Genomic DNA, 14030 nt, shown 5'->3' with positions numbered 1-14030 from the left:
GGTGATCGCGCTCGTCTCTGCCCCGACGAATCTCGGCCTGCGGCCACCAGAGCCAGGCGCGGTGCCCGGCACGGCGAAAGCACCCGAGGCGCTCCGCGAAGCCGGCCTCCACCGCCGGTTCTCGGAGCAGGGAGCTGCTGATGCCGGCGTGGTCCTTCCCGGCCGTTACGTCGATGACGACGCAACCCGTGCTCCCGGTGTCGTTCGCAACGAACGCGCCGTGATCGACCACGCGCGGCGGCTCGCCGACCGCATCGACACGGTGCTCGCCTCCGGAGCCGCACCGTTGGTCGTCGGCGGAGACTGCAGCGTGCTGCTCGGCGCCGGCCTCGCGATGAAACGACGGGACGGCGTCGGATTGGTGCACGTCGACGGCCACACCGACTTCCGGAACCCGGGCAACAGCGACGCGTGCGCGAGCGTGGCCGGGGAGGACCTCGCCGCCGCCGTCGGGCACCACTGGCCGTCGCTGTCCGACATCGACGGTGCCGGCCCGTACTTCGATGCTGCACGAACTGCTCACGTCGGCTGTCGCGACGACAACGCCGAGCTCGCGGAGGTCCGCTCGGTGCTCGGCGCAGTCGTCCCGACCTCGGAGTGGCGCGCCCGTGGCACTGCCACAGTCGTCAAGGCCCTGCGGACGACGGCGGGTGCGGCGGGCTACTGGTTGCAGGTCGACGTCGACGTGCTCGACGCAGCGGTGATGCCCGCCGTCGACAGTCCCGATCCGGGCGGCTGCACGCCACACGAGCTGATCGAGCTGCTCCGCGCGCTCGCTCCCCGTGCCGTCGGCGCATCGATCACCGTCTACGATCCGGATCTCGACCCGGACGGCACGCATGCCCGACTCCGCACAGAGGTCCTCACGGCCAGCCTCGGCAGCCTCGGCCGTGAGCTGCAGGAGCCGCGACCTGGGCCGGATCGGTGATCAGGACGCCTGCTCAGCCGAGGCCGAGGCAGAACGCCATGACGGCTTGCTGTACCGGGAGGAGTCCGGCCTTGAAGTCGTGTCCGACGAATGCGGCGTGTTCGACAGCGTCGACACTGACCTCACGGCCGCGCACGAACGGCGGACACGGGTTGAAGCGGACTCCCGGCGGCGCGAGGTCGAGGAGAGCCGCCGTGATCCGATATCGCTCGAGCGCGTCAGCATGCGCACCGGGACCGTCGGTGAGGACAACGTCCGCAGACCGAACAGCGGCCTCGAGGTCGTCGGTCCACGCAGCCCCCGGGGTTGCGAGTTCGGCCGGGCAGCACTGGATGAGGTCGAGTTGCAAGACTCGAGCAGCTTCCTGCCACGCCCTGGCGATGTTGCCGTCCGCGCCCACGAAGAGGAAGCGCATCACGGTGATGTCGCCCCGCTGCCGCAAGGCGTGAAGGTCGGACAGCACCTCGCACGGATGGTTGTCGTCCGTCATCGCGTTCACGACCGGCAACGCGTGAGCCGCGGCCAAGGCGTGGACCACGGCGAGGTCGTGGTGGCGCACCACGACGATGTCGACCCAGTTGTCGAGGTAGCGGGCGACGTCTGCCAGTGCCTCCGGCTTGTCGAGTGTCGTGTCCGGGAACACGATCGGTTCGAGCCCCATGAGCGAAGCGCCCCGCTCGAACGTGGCCCTGGTGCGCAGGCTCGTCGGCGGGAAGAACATGACGGCCGCGCCCTCCGTCACGGGCCCCCGGCCCGCACGGAATGCGTCAGCCAGGTCGAAGACCGCGTCGACGTCAGATGCAGACCAGTCATCGAGCTTGACGAGAGAACGCATCCGAGCAGCGTAGGGGCCCGTGCACCAAGCCATCCAGCAGGACCGGCCAAGTCGACGATGGCGACCATCACCGGGTGTGCGAACGACGCCCGTGCCGCATCCCCGCCAGAATGGCCCGGTGCACCGACCGATGACAGCCGCAGTCACTGCCGAACGGCGTGCGGTCGACCGCGACATCGTCCGGCTGGCGGTACCCGCGCTCGGCGCGCTCGTGGTGGAGCCGCTGTTCCTGCTGACCGACACCGCGCTCGTCGGGCACCTCGGCGCGACGCCGCTGGCGGCCGTCGGACTCGCGAGCGCCGTGCTGTCAACGGTGACCGGCCTGCTGGTGTTCCTGGCGTACTCGACGACGCCGGCCGTCGCCCGCGCGCTCGGTGGCGGCGACCGTCGCGGCGCCGTCCACGCGGGCATCGACGGGATGTGGCTCGCGCTCGTGCTGGGAGTGGTGCTCGCGCTCGTCGGGTGGCCGCTCGCCGGGCCGCTCGTCGACCTGTTCGGTGCGTCGCAGGAAGTCTCGGCGGCGGCGACCGCGTACCTGACGGTGTCGCTCATCGGGCTGCCCGGGATCCTGGTCGTCACCGCCTCGACCGGGCTGCTGCGCGGGCTGCAGGACACGAAGACCCTGCTCGTCGTCGCGACCATCGGGTTCGTCGCGAACGGGCTGTTGAACGCCGTCCTGATCTACGGCGCGGGCTGGGGCGTCGAGGGGTCCGCCGCCGGCACCGTCATCGTGCAGTGGGCGATGGCGATCGTCTACGTCCGGATCGCGGTGCGCGCCGCGCGATCGTCGGGAGCGCCGCTGCGGCCTGGTGCCTCGGGCGTCGTCCGGGCGCTGCGGTCCGGGGCCTGGCTGTTCCTGCGGACCACGTCGTTGCGGATCGCGATGCTCGCGACCGTCGGGGCCGCTGCCGGGCTGGGGACCACCGGGCTGGCGACGACGCAGGTCGGGCTGACCGTCTTCTCGACGCTGGCGTTCGCGCTCGACGCCCTGGCCATCGCCGGGCAGGCGCTCGTCGGGCACGGGCTCGGGGCGCGGGACCCGGAGCGTGTCCGGCTGGTGACGCGGCGGCTCGTACTGCTCGGGATCCTCGGTGGGGCGCTGCTCGGGGCGCTGACCCTGGCCGTGAGCGGAGTGCTCGGGCCGGTGTTCTCCGACTCGTCCGCTGTGCAGGACGCGCTGCCGCTCGTGCTGGTGCTCATCGCCGTCGGGATGCCCGTCGCCGGGTACGTGTTCGTCCTCGACGGGGTGCTGATCGGGGCAGGGGATGCGCGGTACCTGGCGATCGCGGGCGGCGTGAACCTGGTCGTGTACCTGCCGTTGCTGTGGTGGGCTGGTGGGATGCTCGCGGGGCTGTGGGCGGCGTTCGCCCTCGGGTACATCGGGGTCCGGGCGGTGACGCTCGGGCTGCGCGCGCATCGGCGCGGATGGGTGGAACAGGCGTTGGCGCGGTGAGCGGGTCTGGTTCTTCCAGCGGGGCTTCTGTGCCTGTGGCTCCGTCGTCTTCTGTGGCGTCGTCGGCCGTGCTCGCCACGGTCGGGATCGGGGTGCAGGGCGTCGCGAAGCTGCTCGTCACCGTCGTCGTCGGGCGGGTGTTCGGCACCGAGACCCTCGGGCAGACCACGGCACTGTTGTCCCTGTCGGTGTTCGTCGCGCTGCTCTGGCCGAATGCCGCGGGCAACACTGCTTCTCGGTACCTGGCGATCGCACTTCGGGGTCGGCGGTCCGACGCCGCGGTGAACCGGCTGCTCGGGGTCTCGATGCTGGTGTCGAGCGTGCTGCTCGCCGCGGTCACCGTGCCGGTCGCGCTGGCCTGGGGCAACGGCCCCGGGATGGTGCTCGGTGGCGTCGGCGTCGTCGTCGGCTACGGCCTGTACTGCTACGCACGCGGAGCGCAGCTCGGCTACGACCGGGCGCCGCGTGTCGCGCTGTGGGACTCCGTGACGAGCGTCCTGGCGCTCGGGTTGCTCGTGGTGGCGTGCGTCGCCCGCCTCGAGCCGTTCGTGCTGCTGCCCCTGGCCATCGGGTACACGGTGTTCGCGATCGCCTGCTGGCCGCGGGGCAACGGCTTCGCACCGGTTTCGCGCGAACCCGCCGCCGGGGTGCTCGGGTTCGCGGCGTGGAACGTGCTGGCGGTGGTGACGTCGAACGGGTTGCTGCAGTTGACGATGATCTCGGCGCAGGTGACCTCGTCGGCACACGAGGCCGGGGTCTACGCCGCAGCGTTCACCCTGGCGACGCCGGCGTCGATGCTCGGGCAGGCGCTGGGGCAGGTCCTCGTGCCGGCGTTCGCGCACCGGACCGATGGTGGATCGTTGCGGTCTCGCGGAGCGCTGCTGCTCGTCGTCGGGTTCGCCGCTGCTTCTGCCGTCGTGTTCGGCCTGGTCGCGCTGCTCGCCGGGTGGTTCCTGCCGATCGTCTACCCCGCCGAGGGTGCCGCTGCCGTCGCGGACCTGCGGTACCTGATGGTCGCGGTGTGGGTGTTCACCGTCGGGCTCGTGCCGGCGGCGTTGTTGCTCGCATCGGGGAGGTCGCGGCAGGTCGCGCTGGCGTCGGTCGCAGGCTTCGTCGTCGGGGCGGTGCTCATGGCGGTGCTCGGGCCGGTCGCGGGAGTCGCGGGTGGGACGACGGGGTTCTTGGTGGGGAGTGCTGTCAACCTCGTGGCGGTGGTGGGGCTCGGGGTGCGGCGGCGCTGATTCCTCCGCACATGGTGGGCGTCCGCGCTGTGCCTCAGGCCGTCACCCAGCGACGGATCAACACCTCGAGTTTCCGCGCATCGACCGCTGGCGCCGCCGCTCGTCGTGCGCGGAGCTTCATCGCCAGGGAGAGCAGGATCCGACACGCATCGCCTCGCGCACCCGTCGTTCCCTCCTCGTGCAGACTCCAGCCGCCGGCCGCCTCCGCGCCGTGCGCGTCGAGGATGTGGAAGAGGTTCGAGAGGTCGATCGTGTCCCTCGGTGTCTGCGCCCACCGATCCAACCAGGCGTACGCCTTCAGGACCACGGCCGCCTCGACCGCCGGGACCGGCACGTCACAGACCAGCTCGGTCTCGTCCTGCAGCGTCAAGTGCGCGTCGACCATGATCGGCTCGGCGAGTGCGAGGTGGAGCCCGGGCATCGCGTCGAAGCGCCGACCGCCGCGAACCTGGTCGCCGAACCTGCCGGACAGCGTCGGGATCAGCAGGTCGATGACCTGCTCCTCAGGCGGCTCGCCCTTGACGTACCGGTTCGAGTTCACTGCCATGTACCCAGCCGCCGTGAGCGCTTCGTGCATCGTGCCGTCATCGGCCAGCTCCAGCGAGATCCTCACGTCAGCGTCGCCCGTGCGCCGCTCGATGAGGCCAGCGCTGGGGAACGCCGCCGCGAGGAGGCCGACCATGTGGCCGCCGATGACGCGCGCTTCCGCGTGCCCGTCCATGACACTCGCGACGTCGTGCAGCGCCCGGTACGCCGCATCGTCCTCCGGGCCTGTGGCGATGGTGTGCGCCGCTTTCCTCATGCGCCGGAACCCCGGCGCCGCAGTACCGTGTTGCGAACGCGTTCAGCGGCTTCTTGCTGGTCACCGGTCGTACCGGTCGCCAGGACGTCGTACGCAGCCATCAACGGGTCGACGGACCCGCGAGGCGATCCGTACCTCTCCGCAGTCGTGAAGATCGTCAGATCGTCCGGCACCGTGATGGAGAGCGTGTAGTCATCCGGGCTGCCCATGGCGAACCCCAGGGCGCTCGGATCGAGGCCCTTGCCGAGGTACAGCGTGACGTGCTCGGGCTGTCGCCAGGGCGCGATCGCGCGCGCCGCGAGGTCGCCGGAGAGGAGCGCTGCTGCGCGCTTCCCACAAGGTGTGCTTGGTCCTCGAGAGAGGCATCGTGCCACCAGTACGTGGTGATGCCTCCGGGCCCCGGGTACCGATGCACGACGTGCTCCCACAGCGTCAGCGTGTCGGTCGCGACGTAGCCCCCGCCGATTCGATCGACGAGGCCGCCTTCGCCCTTCAAGTGCTTCAAGGCGTAGGACACCCCTGACTGCGGGACGCCGAGCTCGGATGCGATCTCTGCCTGCCGTCGGGGTCGCGGATCGAGCACGAGCGAACGTGCGATCGCGAGACGAACGTACGGGCGGCGCCCCCTCGGGCGGGGCGAAACATCCGGCTCCTCGCGGTGCGCTTCCCGGTTCAACCAGAGCGTCGAGGTCTCGTCGTCCCAGACGATCAGACGGCTGTTGCTGACGACTGCCCGGCGAAGGCCCTGCGACATCGAACGCACCTGGTACAGCATCCAGTCGTCACCGATCTTCTGCAGGTCGCGCTCGACGTCGCTCGGCGTCGGGGGCGGGACTGGAAGCTCAGGAAGATACTGCGCCCCGTGTCTGTGGCGAAGGACCGCCTCGACTCCGGCCAGGCGTTCACACCGGCTGCGGCCAGCTCGCTGAGCACTTTGCTCGTGTCCACCGCGCCACCTCCATCGCAGTTATCAACAGTAACGCGTGTGCTGTCTTTATTGATATTATCGCGCCCTCCTGCCTTCGGAAGCTCCCGCGACCACGGAACGTCGCAGCCCGCTCCCCGATCGCCACTGCTCGCGGGCGGCGTGGTGCTGCTCGTCGACCTGCGCCGTCGACGTGCGTGACGGGCGCCACCACCTGACGGACGGGAGGCGCGGTGCCAGCTGGCACCGTGCCTCCCGTCCGATGCCCACGCGGGTGTCGGGCGACGGCCCGCTCCGTCGGGACGGTGCGGTCAGCGCACGCTGGGCGGCGGCCCCGTCGTGTCCCCCACCCGCAACTCCGAGACGAACGACGCCGGCTGCGGCTCCGCCCCCTCGAGCATCGCCAGCGCAGCTCGGGCGGCGGCCTGTCCCTTCTGGACGAACGGCTGCACGAGCGTCGTCAGGTGCCGGATCGGCGTCCGGTGCAACAGGCTGTCGTCCACCGTGATGCCGTCGAACCCGACGACGCTGACGTCCTCGGGCACCCGCAGCCCGGCGTCGAGCGCGGCCGAGATCACCCCCACGGCGATCAGGTCACTCTGCGCGATCACCGCGGTGGGGCGGGGTCCGTCCGCGGCGAAGAGCTCGACGCCGGCCAGGCGCCCCTCTTCCACCGAGCTGCCAGCAGTTTCGATCGCCACGGCGGAGGGGTAGACCTCGCGCACGCCCCGCAGCCGTTCGAGCGTGGTGAACGCGATCCCCGAGGCGAAGCGGTCGTCGTCGACCGGCCCCCGCCGACGAGCAGCATCGAGCGGCAGCGTCACCACCGTGACCGCAGTGTGGCCGAGCTCCTGCAGGTACTCCGCAGCACGGCGTGAGGCATCGCGGTTGTCGAGCTGGACGGGGACGGCGCCCTCGATCTCATCCGCCTCGATCGCGACGACGGGGATCTGTCGACGCCGCAGCACCGCCACGGCCGGGTCGATCCGGACGTTGCACCCGACGAGCACGACGGCGTCCATCGGGGCATCGACGAGTGGGCCGGCCCCCTGTTCGTCATCGAGCGGACTCCGGACCAGCAAGAGCGAAGCCCCCGCAGCCCCGGCCACCTCGGCGATGCCGTCGAGCGTCAGGACGTTCACCGGATCGCGGAACGCATCGCTCAGGCGCTCGTCCATCACGACGCCGATGACGCCGGAACGGCCTCGGCGGAGCGAACGCGCACGGGGGTCGGGGCCGCCGTAGCCGAGCTCTGCGGCGGCGGCGAGGACTCGGGCCTTGGCGTCCTCGGACACCGGGCCGCTGCCGCTGAACGCGAGCGAGGCCGTCGACGGCGCGACACCGGCGGCGCGGGCGACCGCGGCCAGCGTCGGGCGCGACGGACGGGTGCCGCCGCCGCGGGAAGGCGACGCGCCGAGTGCTGTTGCCGGTTCGTCCATCGCCGGTTAGCGTAGCGGGAACAAGCGGTCGAATCGATTCGATAGCGGCCGACACCGAACAGAACGCGCACCGCGACCACCAGCAACGAAGCACGATGGGACCACCATGACGACGCCGTCCACCCGCACCGTTCCGACCACCAGGGCCTGGATCATCGCGGTGTTCGTGGTGTTCACCCTGTCCGGGCTCGACATCGCGACGTGGCTCGGCCGGATCCCGAGCGTCCGCGACTCCCTCGGGGCGAGCACCTTCGAGATGGGCCTGCTCGTCCTGGGCATGGCCGTCGGTTCGATCGGTGGCCTGACCTTCGCCGGCCACATCGTCGCCAAGCTCGGCGCACGTCGTGGGATCCAGATCGCCGCCGCCTGTCTGGCGCTCGGCATGGTCTTCGCCGGCATCGCGGTCACGCTCGGGTGGGGCTTCGCCGCCATCTGGATCGCCCTGATCGCCTTCGGGTTCGGCAACGGCCTGTGCGACGTGTCGATGAACGTCTCCGGCGCCGCTGCCGAGAAGGCCGGCGGGCGCACGATCATGCCCCTGTTCCACGCAGCGTTCTCCCTCGGCACACTGGCCGGCGCCGGGCTCGGTGCCCTGGCCGAGCGGCTCGAGATCCCGGTCTCCGTGCACTTCATCGTGCTGGTCGTCATCACGAGCGCCGTGATGCTCGTCGCCGTCACGAAGTTCCAGGACGAGCACCGCTTCGCCGAGCAGGTCTCCACCGACACCAGTCCGGTCGCGACGCCGCTCACCCGCATGCAGGTCTGGGCGCAGCCCTCCACGATCCTGATCGGCGTGATCGTGCTCGGCATGGCCCTGGCCGAGGGGTCCGCGAACGACTGGCTGCCGCTCGCGATGATCGACGGCCACGGGCTCGACAACGCCGCCGGCGCCGGGGTGCTCACCGTGTTCCTCGCCGCGATGACCGTCGGCCGCGTCGCCGGCAGCCCTCTCATCGACAAGTTCGGGCGCGTCCCGATCCTGCGCATCAGCGCCGCCGTCGCGGTGGTCGGCCTCGGCATGCTCATCTTCATCGACAACGTGCCGCTCGCGATCGTGGGCGTCGTGCTCTGGGGCCTCGGTGCCAGCCTCGGTTTCCCGATGGGCATGTCGGCCGCCGCCGACGACCCCCGCACAGCAGCCGCCAAGGTCAGCGCCGTCGCCACCATCGGGTACGTGGCGTTCCTGGCCGGTCCTCCGCTCATCGGGTTCCTCGGCGAGCACGTCGGACTGCTCGGTGCGCTCCTGGTCGTCTTCGTGTTCATCATCGCGGCGGGACTCGCGTCGGGTGCTGCCCGTGAGACCGGCGCCGCCGCCCGGCCGACCCGCGAGGGCGGCGACGGACACGGCGGGGGCGAGCCGCGCCTCCCGGCCGACAGCGCTGACCACGCCGACAACGCCGACAGTGCCGAGAACGTCGACAACGCGACGAGCGCTGCCGACGCAACCGGCACTGCCGACGCGACGAGCGCGCCGTCCGGGTCGGGACGCGACGCCCGTTAGGCTTCCCGGGTGCGTCTCGTCATCGCCCGCTGCTCCGTCGACTACGCCGGACGGCTCTCAGCCCACCTGCCGCTCGCGACCCGTCTGCTCATGCTCAAGGCGGACGGCTCGCTGCTCGTGCACTCCGACGGTGGCAGCTACAAGCCGCTGAACTGGATGAGTCCGCCGTGCTCGATCGAGATCACCGAGCCGGACGAGGAGCAGTCGGTCGCCGGCATCACCCAGGTGTGGACGGTGACGCAGAAGAAGACGCAGGACAAGCTCATCGTCTCCCTGTACGAGGTCGTGTCCGACGAGACCCACGACCTCGGCGTCGACCCGGGCCTGGTGAAGGACGGGGTCGAGGCGCACCTGCAGCAGCTCCTCGCGGAGCAGATCGAACTGCTCGGCGACGGCCACACGCTGGTCCGCCGCGAGTACATGACGGCCATCGGGCCGGTCGACATCCTGGCGCGCGACGATGCCGGGGCGAGCGTCGCGGTCGAGATGAAGCGCAATGCCAACATCGACGCGGTCGAGCAGCTCACGCGCTACCTCGAGCTCATGAACCGCGATCCGCACCTGCGTCCGGTGCAGGGCGTGCTGGCGGCGCAGACGGTGGCACCGCAGGCGCGCACCCTCGCCGAGGACCGCGGCATCCGCGTCCTCGTGCTCGACTACGACGCGATGCGCGGCATCGAGGGCGGGCACACCCGCCTGTTCTGACCGCGGTCGCCGCGCGGCGCGTTGGTGCGTTGCTGCGGTTGCCCGCCGCCGCCCGACCGGGAGGCCCGGCGCACGTCCGCCCCGTCGCGCGCGGCACCAGGATGGTCCCGTCGACCGCCGCCGGTAGGGTGGGCAGGACATGACCAGCCCGTTCTCCGCCATCCTGTTCGACCTCGACGGCACCATCAGCGACTCCGCGCCGGGCATCCTCGAGAGCCTGACGCACACCTTCCGCACCGTGGGCGTCCCGGTGCCCGACCACGACACCCTGATGTCGTTCGTCGGCCCGCCGATCATGGACACGTTCCGGGTCGCGATGGGCATGGACGAGGCGCAGGCGGAGCACACCCTCGCCGTGTACCGCGAGCACTACTTCTCGCACGGCGCCCTCGACTCGACGATGTTCCCCGGCATCGACGTCGTGCTCCGGACGCTGCACGACGCGGGGCTGCCGATCTCGACCGCGACGAGCAAGCCCGAGACGCCGGCGACGTACATCCTCGAGCACTACGGGCTCACCGGGGACATCGACATCATCACGGGTGCCAGCGACGACGAGGTCCGGTCGAGCAAGGCCGACGTCGTCGAGGAAGCGCTGCGCCGCCTCGACGCCCGCGGGTTCGACATCAGCCGCCCGGTGCTCATCGGCGATCGGGTGCACGACGTCGAGGGCGCCACGGTGCACGGTGTGCCGGTGGTCTTCGCCGAGTGGGGGTACGGCTCCCCCGCCGAGGCCGAGGGCACCATCGCCACGGCAGCCACCCCGCTGGACCTGCTCCCGATCCTGCTGCCGTGACGGACTGGACCGGCACGACGGACGGGATCGACGCGACGAGCGGCCGCGGCCGGACCGGCGCGACGCGGCAGGGGCTGCGTGCCGCCGCGTGGGTGCTGCCCGCCGCCATCGTCCTCATCGCACTGAACTTCCGCGGGCCGATCGTCGCGACGGCCCCGGTCATCGGCGACGTCCGGCTCGACCTCGGCCTGACGTCCACGATCGCCGGGCTGCTGACGACGATCCCCGTGCTCTGCTTCGCCCTGGCGACACCGTTCGCCAGCTGGGTCATCGCGAAGGCCGACCCCGAGCGTGCGGTGTCCCTGTCGCTCGTCATCGTGCTCGCCGGCACCGTGGTGCGATCCATGCCGTCGTCCGCCGCACTGCTCATCGGCACGGCGGTGATCGGCATCGGCATCACGATCGGCAACGTGGTGATCCCCGTCGTCATCCGGCGGGACACCTCGCCGGAGCGCGTCGGCCTGGTCACCGGCGTCTACACGTCGGCGCTCAACGTCGGGTCGATGATCACCTCACTCGCGACCGCTCCCCTGGCGGCGCTGTGGGGTTGGCCCGTCGCGATCGCGGTGTGGGCGGTCTTCGCGGTCATCGCCGGGTTCGCCTGGACGTACGCGGTGGGTGCCCGGGCCGCGTGGCGCCGCCCGGCGCGCTCCGACGACGACGAGCCCCTGCCGATCACCGGTCCGATCGACCAGGTGCTCGACACCGGGGCGATCCGGACGATCCGCGCCGACCGGGCCGCGGCGGCCGCTGCTGCCACCGCCGCCGAGCCGGTCCGCCCCGCACGACGACTCATCACGTGGGGGCTCACGCTGGCCTTCGGCGGCCAGGCGTTCTCGTACTACGCCCTGACCGCCTGGATCCCGACCCTGCTGCACGACGAGATCGGGTTCTCGAAGGCGTCGTCCGGGGCGAGCTCGTCGGTGTTCCAGATCCTGGCCGTGGTCGGTGCGCTCGGGGTCCCGCTGCTCGCGGCGAAGTGGCGGCCGCGGGCGATCATCGCGCTCGTCGCGTTCCTGTGGCTGGCGATGCCCCTCGGGCTGCTCTTCGCCCCGCAGCTCTGGCTGCTGTGGTCGGTGCTCGGCGGCGCGGCCCAGGGCGGCGGCATCACCGTGATCTTCATCGTGATCGTGCGGATCGTGTCGAGCGACGCCGATGCCCGTCGGATGTCCGCGTTCGTGCAGGGCGGCGGGTACCTGATCGGCTCGGCCGGACCGCTCGTCGCCGGGGCGCTGCACGGTGCGACCGGGGACTGGACGGCACCGCTGCTCGTCGTGCTCGTGTCGGTGCTGACGCTCGGGGTCGTCGGCACGATCGCTGCGCGCCGCGTGTCCTGAGCGGCCCGCTGCGCGTCCATCGAGTGCGCAGGAGACGTCGGGTCCGCTCGTCCGAACCGTCGCCTTCTGCGCAGTCGTCGACCGGGCCTGAGACGGCGTTCCGACTCGGCCCCGGAACCGCTGTGCCACGAGGCCCACGGCCGCGAGTCGTCACAGCGCAGCACCCGGCTTCGCGGCGTTCCGGCGGCGGGGTCCCGGCGCACCGTCAAGCCGGACGGCCACTGTCCAGAGGGTGGACACCGAACGACCGGCACGGTGGCGGGACCAGCCCGTCGCGGCACTGCTCACCCTGCTCGCCATCGCTGCCGGGATGACCGTGCTGCTCGGCTGGAACCTGGGCCGGGGCGGCGACGCCAGCTTCTACGAGGCGTCGGCGAGGTCGATGTCCGAGTCGTGGCCGGCGCTGCAGTCCGGTTCCTTCGACCCCTCGGCGACGGTGACGCTCGACAAGCTCAGCGGCTTCGCCGTGCCGCAGGCGCTGAGCCTCCGGCTGTTCGGACCCTCGACCGCTGCCCTCGCGCTCCCCCAGGTCGTCGAGGGGTTCGTCACCCTGTGGGCCTGCTCGCTCGTCGGACTCCGGTGGGCCGGGGTCGGCACCGGACTCGTCGCGGCGGCAGCGGCTGCCTCGACACCGATCTTCGTGTCGGTGTTCGCGCACCCGATGGAGGACGGCATGGTCACCGCCGCACTCGCCGTGGCCCTGCTGTGCTGGCAGCACGCCGCCCTGACCGGGCGCTGGTGGCCACTCGTCGCCGCGGGCCTGGCCGTCGGCGTCGGCTTCCAGGCGAAGATGGCGCAGGCCTGGTTCCTCCTGCCGGCGCTGCTGCTCGGCACCCTGCTGGCCACGGCGCGGCAGGACGGCGGCCCGCTCCGCCTGGGCATGCGGGTGGTCCGCGCCGGGGTGTTCGGGATCGTCGCGGTCGGGGCGTCCCTGTCGTGGGTCACGGCGCTCGCGCTCACCCCGGCGGCATCACGGCCGTGGGCGGACGGCTCCACCGACGACAGTCCGCTCGCGATGGTCTTCGGGTACAACGGCATCGACCGGTTCCTGCCCGGCGCGGTCCCCGGGTCCGTCCGGTCGTCCGCCGTCCCGCTCGGCCCGCACACCTGGCGCGGCGGTGCGGCCGGGGTCGACAAACTGCTCGGACCGCACCTGGCGTCGCAGGTGGCCTGGCTCCTGCCCGCGGCGCTGTTCGGCGTGGCGATCGCTGCCGTGGTGCTCGTCCGACGGCGAGTCCGACGGCGAGTCCGGAGGGCCGAGCACTCGTCGACGGAGGTGTCGCGCGCCATCGCCGGCACCCCGTTCGGGAACGCCTTCGACACCAGCGCAGGATCCGCCACCCTGGTCGTGCTAGTCGTCTGGCTCGGCACCGCGGCGGCCGTGCTCTCGGTGGCCGCGGTGCCGCACACCGCCTACGTCGCGGCGATCGGCGTGCAGCTCGCCCTGCTCGCCGCACTCGGGTGGCGCGGAGCGGTCGGCCTCGTCCGGGCACAGTCTGCGTGGCTCCGGGCACTCCCGGTCGTCCTCGCCGTGGCGCAGCTCGGGTGGGTGGTGTTCCTCGCGGGGGGCACCACGATGCCGCGCGTGCTCGCCGGCCCCGCGATCACGGTCTCGACGGTCGCCGTCGTCGCGACGGTGGTGTCGGTCTGGTGGCGACCCCGCTGGGAGGTGACGCGCGGACCGGGCCGACACCGGGCCTCCCGGACGGCGATCGCGATCGCGACAGCGGTGGCGGTCGTCACCGGCCCCGCGGCCTTCTCGCTGCAGGCGCTCGACGCGACCCGGGACGGCAGCGGCGTCGACGCCTCCGTCGGGCCGTGGCCTGCGCGCTGGCCGATCCCGGCCGGCAGCCCGGACGTCTTCCACGTGTCGTACCCGGACCCGTGGGGCGGGTCGACGCCGTACCCGGGCGCACTCCGCCGACTCGTCGCGGCCGCGCGACGCGTGGAGGGTACCGGCACGGTGAACCGCTGTTCCTGACCGACACGTGGCGCATCTCCGCGCCCGTGATCGCGGCGACCGGGCTCCCGGTGCTGACGGACGGCGGCTTCTCGGGCAGCGTGCCGG

At 71.9% G+C, this 14030-nt stretch carries 12 protein-coding genes; 8 read left to right on the top strand and 4 right to left on the bottom strand.

Features of this window, described 5'->3' with window-relative positions:
* Position 1: 1 nt before the first annotated feature.
* Positions 2-928 (top strand): arginase family protein, encoded by a 927-nt coding sequence (locus ACZZ0J_RS13100; protein ID WP_463437263.1) that lies wholly within the window; start codon positions 2-4, stop codon positions 926-928.
* A 13-nt stretch (positions 929-941) separates the two neighbouring features.
* Here the strand turns inward: ACZZ0J_RS13100 and ACZZ0J_RS13095 are convergent, their stop codons facing one another.
* Complete coding sequence (locus ACZZ0J_RS13095) at positions 942-1910, bottom strand: ornithine carbamoyltransferase (RefSeq protein ID WP_463437261.1); 969 nt, start codon at positions 1908-1910, stop codon at positions 942-944.
* Here ACZZ0J_RS13095 and ACZZ0J_RS13090 point away from each other — a divergent pair.
* Together ACZZ0J_RS13090 and ACZZ0J_RS13085 are read left to right on the top strand one after the other, a co-directional pair.
* On the top strand, positions 1894-3216 hold the full coding sequence (locus tag ACZZ0J_RS13090; RefSeq protein WP_463437259.1) for an MATE family efflux transporter: 1323 nt from the start codon (positions 1894-1896) through the stop codon (positions 3214-3216). The two genes, ACZZ0J_RS13095 and ACZZ0J_RS13090, sit on opposite strands and share 17 nt — an antisense overlap.
* A 68-nt stretch (positions 3217-3284) precedes the next feature.
* Entirely contained in the window at positions 3285-4457 is a 1173-nt protein-coding gene (locus tag ACZZ0J_RS13085) for a lipopolysaccharide biosynthesis protein (RefSeq protein WP_463437257.1), read from the top strand.
* A 34-nt stretch (positions 4458-4491) separates the two neighbouring features.
* Here ACZZ0J_RS13085 and ACZZ0J_RS13080 read toward each other — a convergent pair whose 3' ends face one another.
* The 3 genes from ACZZ0J_RS13080 to ACZZ0J_RS13070 form a co-directional block, all read right to left on the bottom strand.
* Positions 4492-5259, bottom strand: a complete 768-nt coding sequence (locus ACZZ0J_RS13080) for a hypothetical protein (RefSeq protein WP_463437255.1) — start codon at positions 5257-5259, stop codon at positions 4492-4494.
* On the bottom strand, positions 5256-5633 hold the full coding sequence (locus ACZZ0J_RS13075) for a hypothetical protein (RefSeq protein ID WP_463437253.1): 378 nt from the start codon (positions 5631-5633) through the stop codon (positions 5256-5258). The genes ACZZ0J_RS13080 and ACZZ0J_RS13075 overlap by 4 nt, the downstream gene beginning before the upstream one ends.
* Before the next feature lie 862 nt (positions 5634-6495).
* Positions 6496-7623, bottom strand: coding sequence for a LacI family DNA-binding transcriptional regulator (locus tag ACZZ0J_RS13070; RefSeq protein WP_463437251.1), 1128 nt, complete (start codon positions 7621-7623; stop codon positions 6496-6498).
* Between the two features lie 106 nt (positions 7624-7729).
* Between ACZZ0J_RS13070 and ACZZ0J_RS13065 the strand changes: the two genes are divergently transcribed.
* The 5 genes from ACZZ0J_RS13065 to ACZZ0J_RS13045 all read left to right on the top strand — a co-directional run bounded on the left by ACZZ0J_RS13065 (position 7730) and on the right by ACZZ0J_RS13045 (position 13943).
* Complete coding sequence (locus ACZZ0J_RS13065) at positions 7730-9124, top strand: MFS transporter (protein WP_463437249.1); 1395 nt, start codon at positions 7730-7732, stop codon at positions 9122-9124.
* 9 nt (positions 9125-9133) lie between these two features.
* A complete protein-coding gene (gene nucS, locus ACZZ0J_RS13060) occupies positions 9134-9829 on the top strand; it encodes an endonuclease NucS (protein WP_017887754.1) in 696 nt (231 codons plus the stop codon).
* A gap of 139 nt (positions 9830-9968) precedes the next feature.
* A complete protein-coding gene (locus ACZZ0J_RS13055; protein WP_123294473.1) occupies positions 9969-10625 on the top strand; it encodes an HAD hydrolase-like protein in 657 nt (218 codons plus the stop codon).
* Positions 10622-11962 carry an MFS transporter gene (locus ACZZ0J_RS13050; protein WP_463437245.1) on the top strand — a complete coding sequence of 447 codons (1341 nt, stop codon included), beginning with the start codon at positions 10622-10624 and terminating at the stop codon, positions 11960-11962. Before ACZZ0J_RS13055 ends, ACZZ0J_RS13050 begins: the two co-directional genes overlap by 4 nt.
* A 232-nt stretch (positions 11963-12194) precedes the next feature.
* Entirely contained in the window at positions 12195-13943 is a 1749-nt protein-coding gene (locus ACZZ0J_RS13045; RefSeq protein WP_463437243.1) for an ArnT family glycosyltransferase, read from the top strand.
* The last annotated feature ends 87 nt before the right edge of the window (positions 13944-14030 follow it).

Source organism: Curtobacterium sp. AC272 (genome assembly GCF_979258155.1).
Note: the sequence above shows the minus strand (reverse complement) of the source record. Positions and strands in the feature narration are given on the sequence as shown.

Bases quoted from the DNA above. Each gene is read 5' to 3' on its own strand.
- ACZZ0J_RS13090 (WP_463437259.1), top strand. From the start codon at position 1,894: ATGACAGCCGCAGTCACTGCCGAACGGCGTGCGGTCGACCGCGACATC.
- ACZZ0J_RS13080 (WP_463437255.1), bottom strand. From the start codon at position 5,259: ATGAGGAAAGCGGCGCACACCATCGCCACAGGCCCGGAGGACGATGCG.
- ACZZ0J_RS13070 (WP_463437251.1), bottom strand. From the start codon at position 7,623: ATGGACGAACCGGCAACAGCACTCGGCGCGTCGCCTTCCCGCGGCGGC.
- ACZZ0J_RS13055 (WP_123294473.1), top strand. From the start codon at position 9,969: ATGACCAGCCCGTTCTCCGCCATCCTGTTCGACCTCGACGGCACCATC.
- ACZZ0J_RS13065 (WP_463437249.1), top strand. From the start codon at position 7,730: ATGACGACGCCGTCCACCCGCACCGTTCCGACCACCAGGGCCTGGATC.